Raw genomic sequence first — 15144 nt, forward strand, 5'->3', positions numbered from 1 at the left:
CGACCCAGGAGGCATCGTGCGCGCGCTCGTGACGAACGACGACGGGATCGACTCGCCCGGGCTGGCGGTGCTCGCCGGCGCGGCGCTCGACGCGGGGTACGAGGTCGTCGTCGCCGCGCCCGCGCGCGAGTCGTCGGGCGCGAGCGCGTCGCTGCTCGGCGCGGAGCGCGACGGCCGGCTCGCCGTCGAGCCGCGGCGGGCGCCCGGCCTGCCCGACGAGGTCACGTCCTGGGCGGTGCGGGCCGCGCCCGCGCTCATCGCGTTCGTCGCCGCGTACGGCGGGTTCGGCCCGCGGCCGGACCTCCTGCTGTCGGGCGCCAACAAGGGCGCCAACACGGGCAACGCGATCCTCCACTCGGGGACGGTCGGCGCCGCGCTGTCCGCGATGACGCACGGCATCCGCTCGCTCGCGGTCTCCGTCGACGCGGCGGAGCCGCAGCACTGGGACACGGCGCGGCTCGTCACCGACCACGTGCTCGCGTGGATGGCGGGCGACGCGGCGGGCGACGTGCCGCTCGACCGGCGCACGCTCAACGTCAACGTCCCCGACGTCCCGCCGGACCGGCTGCGCGGGCTGCGCCAGGCGCCGCTCGCGAGCTTCGGCCTCGTCCAGGCCAACATCCACGAGGACGGCGACCGCCACCTCGTGCTCCAGTACTCCGGCACCGAGCGGCACTCCGAGCCCGACTCGGACACGGGCCTCCTCACACGCGGCTGGGCCACCGCGACGCTCCTCGTCGCGCCCTACGCCGACGCGACGGTCGAGGTCCCCGGGCTCGGCTGACCCGTCCACGCCGGGTCGGGGCCCGGTGCCGCCGACGCGGCGAGGCTCCGGTCCTCAGCCTCGGGCCCGGGCGTCGTCGTCCCCGGGGGCGTCGCCGTCGGGCGCGCCGGTCTCGTCGTCGCGCACCGCGCCGTGCTCCGCCGTGCGCTCGCGCTCGTCGATGACGTCCTGGCCCGGGCCCGCGAACGCGCGCGAGCGCTCCTCGCCCTCCGGGGTCCCGCTGAAGAACGCCGACTCCGCGGCCTCGGGCGTGGCCTCGTCCGGGGCGTCGCCGGGGTCGTCGTCCTGCCCGACGGCGGGCAGCGGCCGGGTGCGTCCCGGCGCCTCCGCGTCGTGGTCGACGCCCGGTCCCCGTGCGGGGTCGCCGTCGTGCGGACCGGGCGCACCGTCCGGCCCGGGGACGACCCCGACGACCCGGGTCGGGTCCTCGCTCGGCGCGGCGCCCGCGCCCCGGCCCGCGCGCCGGATCGTGCCGAGGACGACGGGCGCGTCCGCGCGACGCGACCCGCGGTCCACCGGCAGCCGGGGCGGGCGCGCGGGGGCGACGGGCGCCGACGTGCCGTCCCCCGAGTCCTCCTCGCGGCCGGGCGAGGCGGCGTCGTCCGCGAGCGCCGGGGCGTCGGCCGCGCGCTCGAGCCGTGTGCGCGGGAGCCCCTGCGGGGCCGCGCGCTGGAGCCAGTCGACGAGGCCCTCGCGCACGAAGCACCGCAGGTCGAACAGCGTCGGGGCGTCGCGCGCGCTGACGAGCGCGCGCACGCGGACCAGTCCCCCGACGGCGTCGGTGACCTGGAGGATGCCGACCCGCTCGTCCCAGAGCTCCGTGAGCGCGAGCAGCCGCCGGAGCTCGCCGCGCATCTCGCCGACGGGCACCTCGAAGTCGAGGTCGAGCTCGACCGTGCCGAGCAGGTCGGCGGCGCGCCGGGTCCAGTTCTGGAACGGGGTCGTCGTGAAGTACGTCGACGGCATGATGAGGCGGCGGTCGTCCCACAGGTGCACCACGACGTACGTCATGGTGATCTCCTCGATGCGGCCCCACTCGCCCTCGAGCACCACGACGTCGTCCACGCGGATCGCGTCCGTGAACGCGATCTGCATGCCCGCGAACACGTTCGCGAGGGACGTCTGCGCGGCGAGGCCCGCGACGATCGAGATGAGCCCCGCCGAGGCGAGCAGGCTCGCCCCCGCGGCGCGCGCGGCGGGGAACGTCAGGAGGATGCCCGCGACCGCGCACACGACGATCACGGCGACGGTGAGGCGGCGCAGCACCGTGATCTGGGTCCGGACGCGGCGCGCGTGCCGGTTGTCCGCCGTGTCCGTGCGGTAGCGCTGCAGCGCCGAGTCCTCCAGCACGAACGCGATCGCGCCGACCCACCACGCGCCCACCACGATGAACGCGATGAGCAGCAGGTGCTCCACGCCGGGTCGCCACGGGGTCGCGGCGTCCGTGGTGAGGCGCACCGCGACCCACACGGCGACGACGGTCAGGACCGCACGGTCGGGGCGTCGCAGCCGTCGCGACAGGTCCCGGGCGAGCTCGCTGCGCCGTCCCGCGCGGCGCACGACGGCCGAGATCACGGTGCCGAGGACGAACGCGAGCAGGGCGCCCGCCACGACCGCGCCGAGCGTGACGAGGACGTCGGTCGTGCTCTCGAGCTCGGTGTCCATCCCCCCAGGCTAGGCAGCGCGCGCGGCGGCCACCTCCGGGCCGTCGGACCCGCCGCGCGCCGGCCGCGCGAGCCACGGCGCGAGGAGGCGCGTCACGCGCGGCAGCACGAGGTACGTCATGACGGGGGTGAGGACGAGGGTCGTGGCGAGCACGCGCGGCACGACCGGGACGTCGTCCCACGCCGGGACGAGCGCGCCGACGAGGAGCGTGAACGCGAGGTTCACGGGGAAGAACCCGAGCCAGATGCTCACGGACTGCTTCCAGCGCGGCGGCGCGGGCGGCGACGGCGCCGGGTCCGCGCCGGGCGCGGCCGCCGGGCTCGCGGCCGGGGCGTCGAACCACCCCTCGATACCCGTGCGGTGCTCGACGCGCGTCTCCTCGACGAGCCCGCGACCCTGCGCGAGCCACTCGCGGCGCTCGGCCGACGTCTGCCACGCGTCGAGCGTCGCCGCGTCCGCGAACCGGTAGAGCATGTGCCAGTCGTGCGACCCCGCGGACGCGCGGACCCAGCCCGACCCGAGGAACCCTGGGTAGCGGTTGGCGAGGTTGACGCCGGCCTGGACCCACCGCGTGACGGCGGGGACGTTCTCGGGCGCGACGCGCCGCTCGATCGCGACGGTCACGGGCCCGGAGCCGGGAGCGCGGGTCCCGGGCTCCCCCGGGCCCGGCGCGCGGGGTCCGGTCTCCGCGGCTGCGCCTTCGCGCGAGCGGCGAGCCGTCGGGTCGTGGTCGGGCCCGGCGCGGCGGCGGGACGGTCGGGCGGGCCGGAGACGCGCGGGGTGGGCGCCGCTCCGGTCCGCGCCCCGGGGGACGTCGTGGGTCATGGGGACGAGTGAACGTGCTCGGTGTTTCGGGGTCGTGAACGGCGTCGCCCGCGGGACGGATCGTCCCGCGGGTCGGACGCCGCCTGCCGGGTCCGCCCGCGCGCGGGCGCGAGCGGCCGGGCCTAGCGTGGCACGCATGATCTCCTGGGAGCTCGCGCTCGCGCTGCGGGACGCGGGCGTGCGGTGGTCGCCCGGTCCCGGCGACCGCTTCCGCCTGCTCGCGACGGGCGGCGACGGCGACGTCTACACCGTGAGCGACATGACGATCGAGCCGCACGAGTTCGACACGGGCGTCGTGCTGGGCTTCAACGGGACGACCGAGTGGGCGCTCGACTCCGTCGCGCTCGAGGACGCGCTGTGGCACCCGCTCGAGAGCCAGCTCCGCGAGCTCCTCGGCGGGACGTTCCGCGCGCTCGAGCGCACCGACGACGGCTACGTCGTGCGCACCGAGGTGCTGGGGGACGCGGCCGCGTTCGACGCGCCCGACCCGGAGGACGCCTACGCCCTCGCGCTGCTCGCGCTCGTCGCCGCGAGCGCCGGCGCGCCGTCGTGACGCGCGGTCCGGGACGCGAGGCACGTCCCCTCTTCACGTCCTGACCACAGGGTTCCCACCTCATTCCCGGCCCTCCCCCGCGGAACCGTCCCCCGCTGGACACACGTCTAGTTGAAGATGGAACAGCCGACGGATTCCGTGGTCCCCCCTGCGACCGCACCGTCGGCCTCGTGGTGAGAGGGCGCGCTCGCGTCCCGCCCGAACCGCACGCCGTCGTGGTCACCCAGCGCTTCCCGTCCTGCGCAGGTGCACCAGGGCTCGGAAGCGCCCCGCGCTTCGACCGCCCGCGACCACGACCCGATGATCGGATCGTTCGCTTGACCTCTGCTCAGCTCTGCACGCCCGCACACCGTTCCCCCCGCACGACCGACGCGCGCCCCGCCCCCCGTGGCGAGGTGCGCTGATGGGGCGCCACACCGCGAGCCGCGCCTCGCTCCCCGCCCTCGTCGTCTCCGCCGCGCGCCGCTCGCACGTCGCCGCGCGCGCCGTGCGTCGTCCGCGCACCCTCGCGACCGGCGCCGCCGTGGCGGCCGTCGCGCTCACCGCGACGACCGCCGCCGCCGCGTTCGCCGAGGGGTCCGCCGCTCCGTCGGCGGCGCCCGGCGACACGTCCGCCGCGGCGCCGGCCGCGACCACGACCACCGCGCCCGCCCTCGGCGTGGCCGCCGCGGACCCCGCGACCGTCGACGCCGCGAGCGACGCCCTCGTGCGCGCCCAGTTCCTCACCGGGGAGGGCGCCGCGAGCCTCACGCCCGAGCAGGTCGCCCAGATCGAGGACGCCCAGGCGCGCCTCAGCCAGGCCGTCACCGACGCCTCGTCGGCGAGCCCGGCGTCCGGCCTCGCGGGCCTCGCCGCGGGCACCGAGCTCCAGGCCTCGGACGTCGCGGAGGAGACCGCGGACGCCCCGGCCGAGGCCGAGCAGGACGCGCTCACCGCCGCCGACACCCTCGCCGCGAGCGTGCCCGTGCTGGACGAGCGCGGCACCGACCGTGCGAGCCGGTCGTCGGGCCGCGTGCCCCTCGCCGACCTCGGCACCGTCGCGCCCACGCTGGGCGCCGCCGCCCCGGACCTCGCCGCGCCCGCGGACGCGCCGGACGCCGAGCCGTCCGACGAGGAGGCGGCCGCCGCCGCGATCGAGTCGCCCGAGGAGGACGCCGCGGCCGCCGACGCCGCGACCGAGGCGCCCGACCTCACGACGGCCCCCGAGGCCGAGGGCGCCGACTCCTCCGAGTCGGCAGACGCCGCGGCTCCGGCCGGGACGGCGCCGACCACGGACGAGATCGCCGCTCTGACGGCCGAGCTCTCCACGCTGCTCGACGCCGCAGGATCGGGCGTGGCCGTCGAGGTCGTGCCCGGGCCGCCGTCGCCCGCGGAGATCGCCGCCCAGCTCGACCGGTGGGCCGCGTCCACGGCGGGCTTCGGCAACGGGCAGATCCCCGCGGACGCGCTGTGCGAGCTGTCGTTCGCGGCCGGCGAGCAGCTCCGCTGCGACGCCGCGCACCAGATCGAGGCGCTCAACGCGAAGTACAAGGAGACGTTCGGCGCGAACCTGTCCGTGACGGACTCGTACCGCTCCTACGCGTCGCAGGTCGCCGTGAAGGCGTCCCGCGGCTACTTCGCGGCGCCGCCCGGGATGTCGAACCACGGCTGGGCGCTCGCGCTCGACCTGAGCGGAGGCATCCAGAGCTACGGCACCGCGCAGTACGAGTGGATGCGCGCCAACGCGCCGGCCTACGGGTGGGACAACCCCGAGTGGGCTCGCGCCGGGGGCAACAAGAACGAGCCCTGGCACTGGGAGTACGGCGACATCTCCTGACCGTGCGCCCTCGACGGCCCCGGCACCGCGACGACCTCGCGGGCCGGGGCCGTCGTCGTCCCCGCACGTCCGCCGGGGCGCGGCGCGGGCCGGGCGGCGCGTCAGACGAGGGCGCCCGCGATGAGCAGCATCGTCACGAGGAAACCCGTGACGAGGTTGAGCCACAGGAACGTGCGCCACCCGGCGTTCGCACGCTCGCAGTCGTCGTCGCGCACGTCGCGGAACCGCAGCACGTTGACGGCGTACGGGATCGGCAGGAGCGCCGCCAGGACGCCCGGCCACGGCAGGACCGCGAGCACGGCCGCGGCGGCGACGTACGCGGCGGCCGCGCCGAGCACCGTCGCGTGCGCGCCGACCGCCGTCGCGACGGACGCGATCCCGCCCTCGCGGTCCGCACGGACGTCCTGCACCGCGCCGAACGCGTGCGAGGCCATGCCCCACAGGACGAAGCCGACGAGGACCGGCCAGACCGAGCGCGCGGCGAGGTCGGCGTCCACGAGGACGAGCGCGTAGAGCAGCGGCCCGGCGAAGTGCATCGCCGACGTGAACGAGTCGAGGAACGGGCGCTCCTTGAACCGCAGGCCCGGCGCCGAGTACGCGACGACGCCGAGCACCACGAGCGCGAGCACGACCCCGGCGAGCGGGTCGCCGAGCAGCAGCAGCGCGACGAGGAACGGCACGTTCGTCGCCACGCACGCGCGCAGGATGCGCCGGTGCGTGACCCGCGCGGTCGCGGGGTCGGCCAGCGCGCCCTCGATCCCGCCCTTGCGCGGGTTGCGCAGATCGCTCGCGTAGTCGAACACGTCGTTCACGCCGTACATGAGCAGGTTGTAGGGCACGAGGAAGTAGAGCGTGCCGACGACGAGCGCGACGTCGACCCGGCCCCCCGTCGCGACGAGGTAGCCCGCGGCGAAGGGGTAGGCGGTGTTGATCCACGAGAACGGCCGCGACGCGGCGAGCACCGCCCTCACCGGGCGTCCTCGTCGGCCCGGTCGCGCGGACCGCCGCCGGCGGCGCGTGCCCGGCCGCGGTCGCCGAGCACGGTCCACAGCACGGGCATCCCGAGCGCGGCGGCGAGCGCGTACGCGAAGTCCTCGAGCGGCGCGCCCCACAGGTAGACGCCGAGGATCTTCCCCGGGTCGAACACGTAGAGGTCGGCCGCGATCATGAGCGTGTCGAACACGAGGGTGAGCACGCACAGCACGACGGCCGTCCACACGAGCGGCCCGGGACGCAGCCGGCGCAGCACGCGCCAGGACACGACGACGAGCAGCGCGAGGACGACCGCGTTGAGCACGATGTTCGTCACGCGTCGCCCCCCGCCCGGGCGCGGCGCGCGGCGAGGACGTGCTCGGCACCCCGCCACACGAGCAGCGCGTTGTAGCACAGGAGCGTCAGGAAGACCGCCTCCTCGACGGGCAGGTCGGGCGCGAGCAGGAGGCCCGTCATCCAGGGGCTCTCGCCGCGCGCGAAGATGCCGAGCGCGAGCCCCGCGACGTCCCACGCGAGGAAGCCGACGACGCCCAGGCCCACGGTGAGGCCCGCGCGGCGCGGGTCCGCCCAGAACGCGAGCCGGAAGCGGCGGTCGAGCACGGCGAGGCCGCCGAGCGACACGGCGAGCGCCGCGAGGTAGGCGAGACCGGTCACCGGCGGACCACCGCCGGCGCCCCCGACGGGTGCAGCCGCTCGGGTCGCCGGCTCGCCGCGAGGAAGCCCTCGCGCAGCGGGGCGGGCAGCGGGCGCGCCGAGGTCTCGCCGAGCAGCCGCTTGGCGACGAGCTCGGCGCTGATGAGGCACATCGGGAGTCCCACGCCCGGGATCGTGCCACCCCCGGCGTGGTAGAGCCCGTCGACACGGCGGGACGCGTTCCCCGGGCGCCACAGCGCGGACTGCCGCAGCGTGTGCTCCATGCCGAGCGCGCTCCCGCGCCACGACGAGAGCTCGGTCGCGAAGTGGGCCGGGCCGAGGACGCGCCGCGTGACGACCCGCCCCGGCAGGTCGGGGACGCCCGCCCAGCGGCCGACCTGCGCGAGGTAGCGGTCCGCGAGCGCCTCGAGCGAGCGCTGCGACTCGGCGTCGGCACCGAGCGTCGGGTCGGCGGGGAACGGGACGAGCACGAAGAGGTTCTCGTGGCCGGGCGGCGCCGCGGGGGCGGACGACGACGGTCCGTCCGTCGCGGACGTCCGCGACACGTACAGCGACGCCGGGGCGGGCACCCGCAGGCCGCGGGGGTCGCTGGGCCCGTCCGTGCCGAGCACGGCGTCGAAGTTGGCCGGCCAGTCGCCCGTGAAGAACAGCGAGTGGTGGGCGAGCTCGGGCAGCTCGCCGCGCACCCCCGCGAGCACGAGGAGCGCGGAGATCCCGGGGCCCTTCTGCTCCCACGCGGCAGCGGGCAGGTCTGCCCGGTCCGGCGCGAGCAGCACGGTCTCCGTGTGGTGCCGGTCCGCGGCCGAGACGACGACGTCCGCCGCGACGCGCTCGCCCGACGCGAGGCGCACGCCCGTGACCCGGCCGCGGCGTCGCGTGCCGGGCGCGACCTCGATCTCGGCGACGTCGGCGCCCGTGCGGACCTCGACGCCCTCGGCGCGCGCGAGCCGCTCGACGGCCTCGACGAGCGTGTGCATGCCGCCGCGCGGGTACTGCACGCCGTCGACGAGGTCGAGGTGGCTCATGAGGGAGTAGAGCGCGGGCGCCCGGTACGGGGAGGAACCGAGGAACACGGCGTGGTAGCCGAGGAGCTGGCGGAGCCGTGGGTCGTCGACGGCGCGCGCGGCGCGGTCGGCGAGGCTCTCGCGCAGCAGCCCGGCCAGCCGCGGGAGGCGGCGCAGGACCGACGGGGACAGGGCCCGGTCGGGTCGCTCGAACGTCGTGTAGAGGAAGTGGTCGAGCGCGAGGCCGTACGCCTCGCTCGCGTCGGCCGCGTACGCCGCGAGGCGCGCGCCCGCGCCGGGCTCGATCGCGTCGAACCGCGCGCGGTTCACGCCGGGGCTCGCCGAGAGCTCGAACGCCGGCGCCGGGGCGTCGCCGTCGGGCTCGAAGAACACGCGGTAGGCGGGGTCGAGCGGCACGAGGTCGAGGTGGTCCTCGACGCGCGCGCCGAGCAGCGCGAAGAAGTGCTCGAAGACCTCGGGCATGAAGTACCAGGACGGGCCGGTGTCGAAGCGGAAGCCGTCGACCTCGAGCGTGCCCGCGCGGCCGCCCACGACGTCGTGGCGCTCGAGCAGCGTGACGCGCGCTCCCCCGCGCGCGAGCAGCGCGGCGGTGGCGAGCCCGGCGATCCCTCCTCCGACGACGGCGACGCGCGGTGCCCTCACGCGAGCACCTTCCGGGGCCGCGGGGAACGGGCGGACGCGACCTGCCCGAGGAGCTGGCCGCCGGCGGCGCGCGCCGCGAGCGCGACCTTCATCGTGTCCGGCACGCGCACGCGCGCGCGCAGGATGTCCTCGGGCGGCGTCGCGGCGAGGCGCGCGAGGAGCCGCTCGTACACCGCGACGGTCGCGGCGACGGCGATGCGCGGACGCACCGGGAGGCCGGGCAGCGCGGCCCGGGCGGCGGCGAGGTCCGCCTCGACCTCGCGGCAGAACGCCTCGACGTCCCGGCGGCGCAGCCGGCCGGGCACGACCCCGGGGAGGTACGCGCGCCCGAGCTCGTCGTGGTCGGTGCGCAGGTCGCGCAGGAAGTTGATCTTCTGGAACGCGGCGCCGAGCGCCCGGGCGCCCCGCACGAGCACCGGGTCGGGCACGCGCAGGGGCTCGCCGGGGCGGCGGCGGGCGTTGAGGAAGACCGCGAGGCACATGAGGCCGACGACCTCCGCGGAGCCGTACACGTACCGCTCGTAGCTCTCGCGGTCGTGCACGCGCACCGTGAGGTCGGTGCGCATCGACGCGAAGAACGGGTCGACCTCGGCGTGGCCGAACCCGCACCGGCGCGCGGTGAGGGCGAACGCGTGGACGACGAGGTTCGTCGACCACCCGCGTTCGAGGGCGCGACCCGTCTCGGCCTCGAGCTCGTCGAGGAGGTCGGCGGCGCCGTCGCCCCGCCGCGTGTCCACGACCTCGTCCGCGATGCGCACGAGCCCGTAGACCGCGTCGATCCCGCCACGGGTCGGCGCGTCGAGGAGCCGCGCGCCGAGCCCGAACGAGGTCGAGTACGCGGCGAGCACCACGCGGCTCGTGCGTGCGGCGGTCAGGTCGTACAGCCGTCCAGGGTCGCTCTCGTCGCCCACGTCGTCGTCCCGTCTCCCGTCACCGGGGCACCTCCCCGGCCATTACTCAGCATGCTGAGGAACGTAGGGTCGCACGAGACGGCGACCCTCACATCTCGGGAGCGGACCCGGCCGTCGCACCGGGTGCGCGGTCGATGCGACGGGGACCCGCCTGCCACGCCTCCCACGCCGACCCGATGATCTCCGGCAGCCCCTTCGTCGCGCGCCACCCGAAGAGCTCGTTGATGCGACGCGGGTCGCCCACGAGCTGCGGCGGGTCGCCCGCGCGGCGCGGCAGGACCTCCGGCGTGACGTCGAGCCCGCTCACGCGCCCGATCTCGTCGATGACCTCGCGCACCGACGAGCCCTGGCCGGTGCCGACGTTGAACACGTCGAACGGGCGCTCGGCGACGTCGAGGTACTCCAGCGCCGCGAGGTGCGCCTGCGCGAGGTCGAGCACGTGGATGTAGTCGCGGATGCACGTGCCGTCCGGCGTCGGGTAGTCGTCCCCGAAGACCTTGGGGCGCTCGCCGCGCTCGAGCCGGTCGAGGACCATCGGCACGAGGTTGAGCACCGCCGGGTCGCCGAGCTCCGGCCAGCCCGCGCCCGCGACGTTGAAGTAGCGCAGCGCGACGAACCGCAGCCCCCAGGACCGGCCGGCCGCTCGGCCGAGCCACTCGCCGACGAGCTTCGTCTCGCCGTACGGGTTGATCGGCTCGGCGTGCAGCTTCTCCTCGACGAGCGAGACCGACGGCATGCCGTACGTCGCGGCCGACGACGAGAACACGAGGCGGTCCACGCCCGCCGCCTGCATCGCCGTGACGAGGTTCGTGAAGCCGCCGACGTTCTGCTGGTAGTACCAGGCCGGCTTCTCGACCGACTCGCCCACCTGCTTGCGCGCCGCGAAGTGGATCACGGCCCGGACCTCGTGCTCGGTGAGCGCGCGCGTCAGGACGTCCACGGCCTCGGGCGAGGCCACGTCGACCTGGACGAGCGTCGCGTCGCCGACGCGGTCGGCACGGCCGGTGCTGAGGTCGTCGACCACGACCACCTTCTCGCCGCGCTCCTGCAGGAGGCGCACCACGTGCGCGCCGATGTACCCGGCTCCGCCGGTCACGAGGATCGTCATGGCACCCACCCTAGTGGGGCGGCGAGGGCTCCCGGCGGCCGGCGGCGCGACGGTCCGCGGCCTCGCCGTCGCTACGCGTGGCCGTGCGCCTCGCGGTCGCGCAGGGCCGCCGTCTCGAGCTGGAACGTCGAGTGCTCGACCGAGACGGGGAAGTGGTGCGCGACGCACGTGCGCACCCGCTCGACGATCTCGAGCGCGTGCCCGTCGCGGAAGCACGCGTCGTCCACGACGACGTGCGCGGAGATCGTCGGCAGGCCGGTCGCCACGGTCGAGGCGTGCAGGTCGTGCACGTCCTCCACGTGGTCGAGCGAGAGGATGTGCGCCCGGACGTCGTCGAGGTCGAGCCCCTCGGGCGTGAACTCCATGAGCACGGCCGTCGCCTCGCGCAGGAGCCGGAACGCGCGCGGGGCGATGAGCGCGGCGATGACGAGGGCGGCGATCGTGTCGGCCCGCTGGTACCCGGTCGTCGCGATGACGACGGCCGCGACGACGACCCCGACCGACCCGAGCGCGTCGTTGACGACCTCGAGGAACGCGCCCCGCAGGTTGAGGTTCGCGCGACGGCCCGACGCGAGCACCGCGATCGCGACCACGTTCCCCACGAGCCCGACGACGCCGAACACGAGCAGCTCGGACGAGGGCACCTCGGGCGGCGCGACGAGCCGCCGGACGCCCTCGACGACCGCGTACACGCCGACCGCGAGCAGCAGCGCCGCCTGCGCGAGCGCCGCGAGCACCTCGACCCGGCGGAAACCCCACGTGCGCCGCTTGGTCGCGGGTCGCAGCGCGAGCGACGCGGCGACGAGCGCGACGAGCAGGCCCGTGGCGTCGGTGAGCATGTGCGCGGTGTCGGTGAGGAGCGCGAGGCTGCCCGTGAGGACCGCCCCGACGGCCTGCGCGACGAGGATCGTCGCGGTGATCCCGAAGGCGACCCCGAGGCGCGCGCGGTGGTCGGGCGCGCCGCCCCCCGCACCGTGGTCGTGACCGGTACCCATCGGGCCTCCATTCATCGGCGATTAACGATGATATCGCCGGTCACCGATGATTTCCAGGGTGCCCGAGGTGAGGTCGGCCACCCGGGCCCGGCGGGCGTCAGGGCGCGAGGGCGACGTGCTCGGCGTCCGCGAGCAGGTGCGCGACCTCGGGCCGCGCGAGGCGGTACCAGGAGGAGCGGCCCTCGCGCCGGACCCCGACGACGCCGGCGTCGCGCAGCGTCGTGAGGTGGGCGGAGACCGTGGACTGCGCGAGCCCGAGCTCGCGCGTGAGGTCGACCACCCGGCGCTCGTCGCGCGCGAGCAGGTGCACGATCGCGAGGCGGCTCGGCTCCGCGAGCGCGTGGAGGAGGCGGGCGACCGCCTCGTGGTCGTGCGCGCCGGCGTGGGCGGGGTCGCTCGCGGCGCTCGTCGTCACGCGTCGATCGTAGCGAGCCGCCGTCGCGCCGCGCCCGCGCTCAGCCCCAGCCGAGCTCGTGCAGGCGGTCGTCGTCGATGCCGAAGTGGTGCGCGATCTCGTGGACGACCGTGACGGCGACCTCCTCGACGACGTCCTCGCGCGTCTCGCAGATCGCGAGGGTCGGGTTGCGGAAGATCGTGATGCGGTCGGGCAGCGAGCCGGCCGCCCACAGGTGGTCGCGCTCGGTGAGCGGCACGCCCTCGTAGAGGCCGAGGAGGTCGGGGTCGTCCGCGGGCGCGTCGTCCTCGACGAGCACCACGACGTTGTCCATCTGCGCCGCGAGGTCCTCCGGGACGAGGTCCAGCCCGTCCCGCACGGCGTCCTCGAACTCGGCCCGCGTCATCTCCACCACGCGACCATCCTCCCCCGGTCCCGCGCGGGACCACGACGCGGGCACGGCTGTACACTGGCCGACGTTCTGAGCCCCCATCGTCTAGCGGCCTAGGACCCCGCCCTTTCACGGCGGTAGCACGGGTTCGAATCCCGTTGGGGGTACGCGAGCTCGGCCCGGGACCGGTGGCCACCAGCGGATTTACGGATCGGCTCATCGGTACGGTACGATCCTCTCGGTTCGAAAGCGGGCCGCCAAAAGCCCCCGGTGAACGGGTGTTAGGGTGTTCCACGCTGAAGAAGCAAGGCCCTGTAGCGCAGTTGGTTAGCGCGCCGCCCTGTCACGGCGGAGGTCGCGGGTTCAAGTCCCGTCAGGGTCGCGTGAGGCGAAGAGCCCGGTCGGCATCGGCCGGCCGGGCTCTTCCCCCATGGCTCTGTAGCTCAGTTGGTAGAGCGTTCGACTGAAAATCGAAAGGTCACCGGATCGACGCCGGTCGGAGCCACCGAGAGACCCCCGTCCGGGATCCGGGCGGGGGTCTTCTGGTCTCCCCCGACGCCGCCCCACCGCGCCGCGCGCCCCGGCCCACCGTCGGCCCCCGGGGAGTTGCGCGCCGCCGCGGGTCCCGGTTGAGTGGTGGGGTCACCTGCGGAAAGGCGGAGAGATGAGCGACTGGATCGACGGGCGCATCCCGCCCGAGGAGCAGAAGCCGACGGTCGGGCAGCTCGTCGAGCGGCTGTCCGAGCAGGCGACCCGCCTCGTCCGGTCGGAGATCGCGCTCGCGAAGGCCGAGCTCGCGACCAAGGCCAAGCACGCCGGCATCGGCATCGGCATGCTCGTCGTGGGCGGGGTGCTCGTCCTGTACGGCCTCGGGTTCCTCCTCCACTCCGCGATGGAGGGCCTCGCGACCGTGATGCCCCTCTGGCTCGCGGCGCTGATCGTGGGGCTCGCGCTCGTGCTCGTCGCAGGTACGCTCGCGTTCGTCGGCGTCAAGCAGCTGCAGCGCGGCGTGCCGCCCACCCCGACCGGCGCGGTCGAGGGCATCAAGGAAGACGTGGCGACCATCAAGGAAGGACTGCGCTCGTGAGCGGATCCGACGGGGCTCCGACGCCCCAGCTGTCCCAGTCCCAGCTCGAGGACGAGATCGCCCGCACGCGGGCCGAGCTCGCCGGGACGATCGACGAGCTCACGACGCGCCTGGACCCGCGCGTCCAGGCCAAGCAGGCCGCGCACCAGGCGAAGCAGGCCGCCTCGGACACGGGCACGTTCCTCAGCGGCGGCGGGCTGCCGGAGGAGGACCCGGACCGCTCGCGCAACGTCAAGCTGCTGCTGGGTGCCGTCGTGGCGGGCGCGGCGCTCGTCGCCGCGGCCGTGCTCCGCCGCCGGTCGTAGCGCGCCCTCGTCGGGGCGCGCACATCGGGCCGCTCGGCCCGTGTCTCTCTCCGCGCGGGCCGGTGACCGGCCCGCCGCGTCCTCCCCGTCCGCCGTCGCGCCGCCGCGCGGGCGGCGCGGCGCGGCGCGGCGGATCAGGACTTGTCGGTGCCCTCGGCGGGCTCGCTCGCGGCGCCGAGGAGCGCACGCACCTCCGACTCGCGGTAGCGGCGGTGTCCACCGAGCGTGCGGATGGACGAGAGCTTTCCGGCCTTCGCCCAGCGGGTGACCGTCTTGGGGTCGACGCGGAACAGGCTGGCGACCTCGGCGGGCGTGAGCAGAACCTCGGACTCTCCGTGCATGGACATCACGACACCTCCTCCTGGTACGCGCTGGTCCGGCTCATGCCCCGGATCACGACGACAGCACGACGCCAGTACCCTCCATTGTCGCAGCATGCGGATTTCGGGCGACTTGACGGACGGGTGAATTAGGCGGTCTATGGGTCGGAACGGCCGGATAGGCGTCCGTGCGGCATACGGACGTGTTCCCGACGCCGGCACGCGGGACCGCAACCGCCCGCCGGTCCCTCGGCGCGTGGAGACTCTGTGACGACAGGCACGTCCGGGGCTCCGGCCGGGCTCCTGAGTGGATGGAATAGGCCCGGACCATGTACCGTTGGACCCTGAACAGACGAAACTACACCCCGGGGCCGCACGTCTGAGCACGTAGCCGCCCCGCTTCTACGTTGAGGGGGTCGGAGCCATGGGCCGCGGCCGTCAGAAGGCAAAGCAGACCAAGGTCGCTCGCGCGCTGAAGTACTACAGCCCCGAGACGAACTACAGTGCGCTCGAGCGTGAGCTCACCGGTCACAGCCACACGGATGTCGTGACGGACTCGCGCTTCGGCGCCGAGTCGTCGGACGACCTCGAGCGCTACGACCAGCGCTACAACGACTGGTCCGACGACCGCTGACGGTTCGTCGACCACCTCTCTTCCGCGGTCCCGCGGACGCAC

Annotated in this window: 18 protein-coding genes and 3 tRNA genes; 9 read left to right on the forward strand and 12 right to left on the reverse strand. The window is 75.4% G+C overall.

Features of this window, described 5'->3' with window-relative positions; translation table 11 throughout:
* Positions 1–16: 16 nt before the first annotated feature.
* Complete coding sequence (gene surE, locus GYH36_RS02835) at positions 17–784, forward strand: 5'/3'-nucleotidase SurE (protein ID WP_115941909.1); 768 nt, start codon at positions 17–19, stop codon at positions 782–784.
* A 54-nt stretch (positions 785–838) separates the two neighbouring features.
* Here the strand turns inward: surE and GYH36_RS20215 are convergent, their stop codons facing one another.
* Both GYH36_RS20215 and GYH36_RS02845 read right to left on the reverse strand, forming a co-directional pair.
* Positions 839–2449 carry a mechanosensitive ion channel family protein gene (locus GYH36_RS20215; protein WP_162289046.1) on the reverse strand — a complete coding sequence of 537 codons (1611 nt, stop codon included), beginning with the start codon at positions 2447–2449 and terminating at the stop codon, positions 839–841.
* A gap of 9 nt (positions 2450–2458) precedes the next feature.
* Entirely contained in the window at positions 2459–3073 is a 615-nt protein-coding gene (locus GYH36_RS02845; RefSeq protein WP_312028479.1) for an antibiotic biosynthesis monooxygenase, read from the reverse strand.
* A 337-nt stretch (positions 3074–3410) separates the two neighbouring features.
* Between GYH36_RS02845 and GYH36_RS02850 the strand changes: the two genes are divergently transcribed.
* Together GYH36_RS02850 and GYH36_RS02855 are read left to right on the forward strand one after the other, a co-directional pair.
* The gene (locus tag GYH36_RS02850; RefSeq protein WP_155100090.1) at positions 3411–3827 is read left to right on the forward strand and encodes a pilus assembly protein CpaE; all 417 of its coding nucleotides are present in this window, start codon (positions 3411–3413) and stop codon (positions 3825–3827) included.
* Between the two features lie 403 nt (positions 3828–4230).
* Positions 4231–5643 carry a M15 family metallopeptidase gene (locus GYH36_RS02855; RefSeq protein ID WP_162289048.1) on the forward strand — a complete coding sequence of 471 codons (1413 nt, stop codon included), beginning with the start codon at positions 4231–4233 and terminating at the stop codon, positions 5641–5643.
* Positions 5644–5744: 101 nt separating this feature from the next.
* Here GYH36_RS02855 and GYH36_RS02860 read toward each other — a convergent pair whose 3' ends face one another.
* The 9 genes from GYH36_RS02860 to GYH36_RS02900 all read right to left on the reverse strand — a co-directional run bounded on the left by GYH36_RS02860 (position 5745) and on the right by GYH36_RS02900 (position 12771).
* A complete protein-coding gene (locus GYH36_RS02860) occupies positions 5745–6614 on the reverse strand; it encodes a prenyltransferase (RefSeq protein WP_115941904.1) in 870 nt (289 codons plus the stop codon).
* Entirely contained in the window at positions 6611–6952 is a 342-nt protein-coding gene (locus GYH36_RS19995; protein ID WP_115941903.1) for a lycopene cyclase domain-containing protein, read from the reverse strand. Before GYH36_RS19995 ends, GYH36_RS02860 begins: the two co-directional genes overlap by 4 nt.
* Entirely contained in the window at positions 6949–7290 is a 342-nt protein-coding gene (locus GYH36_RS02870; protein ID WP_162289049.1) for a lycopene cyclase domain-containing protein, read from the reverse strand. Before GYH36_RS02870 ends, GYH36_RS19995 begins: the two co-directional genes overlap by 4 nt.
* On the reverse strand, positions 7287–8957 hold the full coding sequence (gene crtI, locus GYH36_RS02875) for a phytoene desaturase family protein (protein ID WP_162289050.1): 1671 nt from the start codon (positions 8955–8957) through the stop codon (positions 7287–7289). Before crtI ends, GYH36_RS02870 begins: the two co-directional genes overlap by 4 nt.
* Positions 8954–9868, reverse strand: a complete 915-nt coding sequence (locus tag GYH36_RS19505) for a phytoene/squalene synthase family protein (protein WP_162289051.1) — start codon at positions 9866–9868, stop codon at positions 8954–8956. The genes crtI and GYH36_RS19505 overlap by 4 nt, the downstream gene beginning before the upstream one ends.
* Before the next feature lie 88 nt (positions 9869–9956).
* On the reverse strand, positions 9957–10976 hold the full coding sequence (galE, locus tag GYH36_RS02885) for a UDP-glucose 4-epimerase GalE (RefSeq protein ID WP_024839005.1): 1020 nt from the start codon (positions 10974–10976) through the stop codon (positions 9957–9959).
* A gap of 71 nt (positions 10977–11047) precedes the next feature.
* A complete protein-coding gene (locus tag GYH36_RS02890; RefSeq protein ID WP_162289052.1) occupies positions 11048–11971 on the reverse strand; it encodes a cation diffusion facilitator family transporter in 924 nt (307 codons plus the stop codon).
* 97 nt (positions 11972–12068) lie between these two features.
* Positions 12069–12386 (reverse strand): ArsR/SmtB family transcription factor, encoded by a 318-nt coding sequence (locus GYH36_RS02895; protein WP_024839007.1) that lies wholly within the window; start codon positions 12384–12386, stop codon positions 12069–12071.
* Between the two features lie 40 nt (positions 12387–12426).
* A complete protein-coding gene (locus tag GYH36_RS02900; protein WP_115943517.1) occupies positions 12427–12771 on the reverse strand; it encodes a metallopeptidase family protein in 345 nt (114 codons plus the stop codon).
* 79 nt (positions 12772–12850) lie between these two features.
* Here GYH36_RS02900 and GYH36_RS02905 point away from each other — a divergent pair.
* From GYH36_RS02905 to GYH36_RS02925, 5 genes are all read left to right on the forward strand, one after another.
* A tRNA-Glu gene (locus GYH36_RS02905) sits at positions 12851–12923 on the forward strand.
* Positions 12924–13064: 141 nt separating this feature from the next.
* Positions 13065–13138, forward strand: a tRNA-Asp gene (locus GYH36_RS02910).
* Positions 13139–13188: 50 nt separating this feature from the next.
* Positions 13189–13261 (forward strand) — tRNA-Phe (locus tag GYH36_RS02915).
* Between the two features lie 159 nt (positions 13262–13420).
* Entirely contained in the window at positions 13421–13843 is a 423-nt protein-coding gene (locus GYH36_RS02920) for a phage holin family protein (protein WP_024839009.1), read from the forward strand.
* Complete coding sequence (locus tag GYH36_RS02925) at positions 13840–14148, forward strand: DUF3618 domain-containing protein (protein ID WP_024839010.1); 309 nt, start codon at positions 13840–13842, stop codon at positions 14146–14148. The genes GYH36_RS02920 and GYH36_RS02925 overlap by 4 nt, the downstream gene beginning before the upstream one ends.
* Before the next feature lie 134 nt (positions 14149–14282).
* Here the strand turns inward: GYH36_RS02925 and GYH36_RS02930 are convergent, their stop codons facing one another.
* Positions 14283–14495, reverse strand: coding sequence for a BldC family transcriptional regulator (locus GYH36_RS02930; protein ID WP_024839011.1), 213 nt, complete (start codon positions 14493–14495; stop codon positions 14283–14285).
* Between the two features lie 397 nt (positions 14496–14892).
* Here GYH36_RS02930 and GYH36_RS02935 point away from each other — a divergent pair, with 397 nt between their 5' ends.
* Complete coding sequence (locus tag GYH36_RS02935; protein WP_024839012.1) at positions 14893–15102, forward strand: DUF3073 domain-containing protein; 210 nt, start codon at positions 14893–14895, stop codon at positions 15100–15102.
* The last annotated feature ends 42 nt before the right edge of the window (positions 15103–15144 follow it).

Source organism: Cellulosimicrobium composti (assembly GCF_010287905.1).
Lineage (GTDB): Bacteria > Actinomycetota > Actinomycetes > Actinomycetales > Cellulomonadaceae > Cellulosimicrobium > Cellulosimicrobium composti.

What these genes read in the sequence shown, in the direction of transcription:
- GYH36_RS20215 (WP_162289046.1), bottom strand. Translation starts at nt 2,449, where the DNA reads ATGGACACCGAGCTCGAGAGCACGACCGACGTCCTCGTCACGCTCGGC.
- GYH36_RS02850 (WP_155100090.1), top strand. Translation starts at nt 3,411, where the DNA reads ATGATCTCCTGGGAGCTCGCGCTCGCGCTGCGGGACGCGGGCGTGCGG.
- GYH36_RS02855 (WP_162289048.1), top strand. Translation starts at nt 4,231, where the DNA reads ATGGGGCGCCACACCGCGAGCCGCGCCTCGCTCCCCGCCCTCGTCGTC.
- galE (WP_024839005.1), bottom strand. Translation starts at nt 10,976, where the DNA reads ATGACGATCCTCGTGACCGGCGGAGCCGGGTACATCGGCGCGCACGTG.
- GYH36_RS02890 (WP_162289052.1), bottom strand. Translation starts at nt 11,971, where the DNA reads ATGGGTACCGGTCACGACCACGGTGCGGGGGGCGGCGCGCCCGACCAC.
- GYH36_RS02900 (WP_115943517.1), bottom strand. Translation starts at nt 12,771, where the DNA reads ATGACGCGGGCCGAGTTCGAGGACGCCGTGCGGGACGGGCTGGACCTC.
- GYH36_RS02920 (WP_024839009.1), top strand. Translation starts at nt 13,421, where the DNA reads ATGAGCGACTGGATCGACGGGCGCATCCCGCCCGAGGAGCAGAAGCCG.
- GYH36_RS02930 (WP_024839011.1), bottom strand. Translation starts at nt 14,495, where the DNA reads ATGTCCATGCACGGAGAGTCCGAGGTTCTGCTCACGCCCGCCGAGGTC.
- GYH36_RS02935 (WP_024839012.1), top strand. Translation starts at nt 14,893, where the DNA reads ATGGGCCGCGGCCGTCAGAAGGCAAAGCAGACCAAGGTCGCTCGCGCG.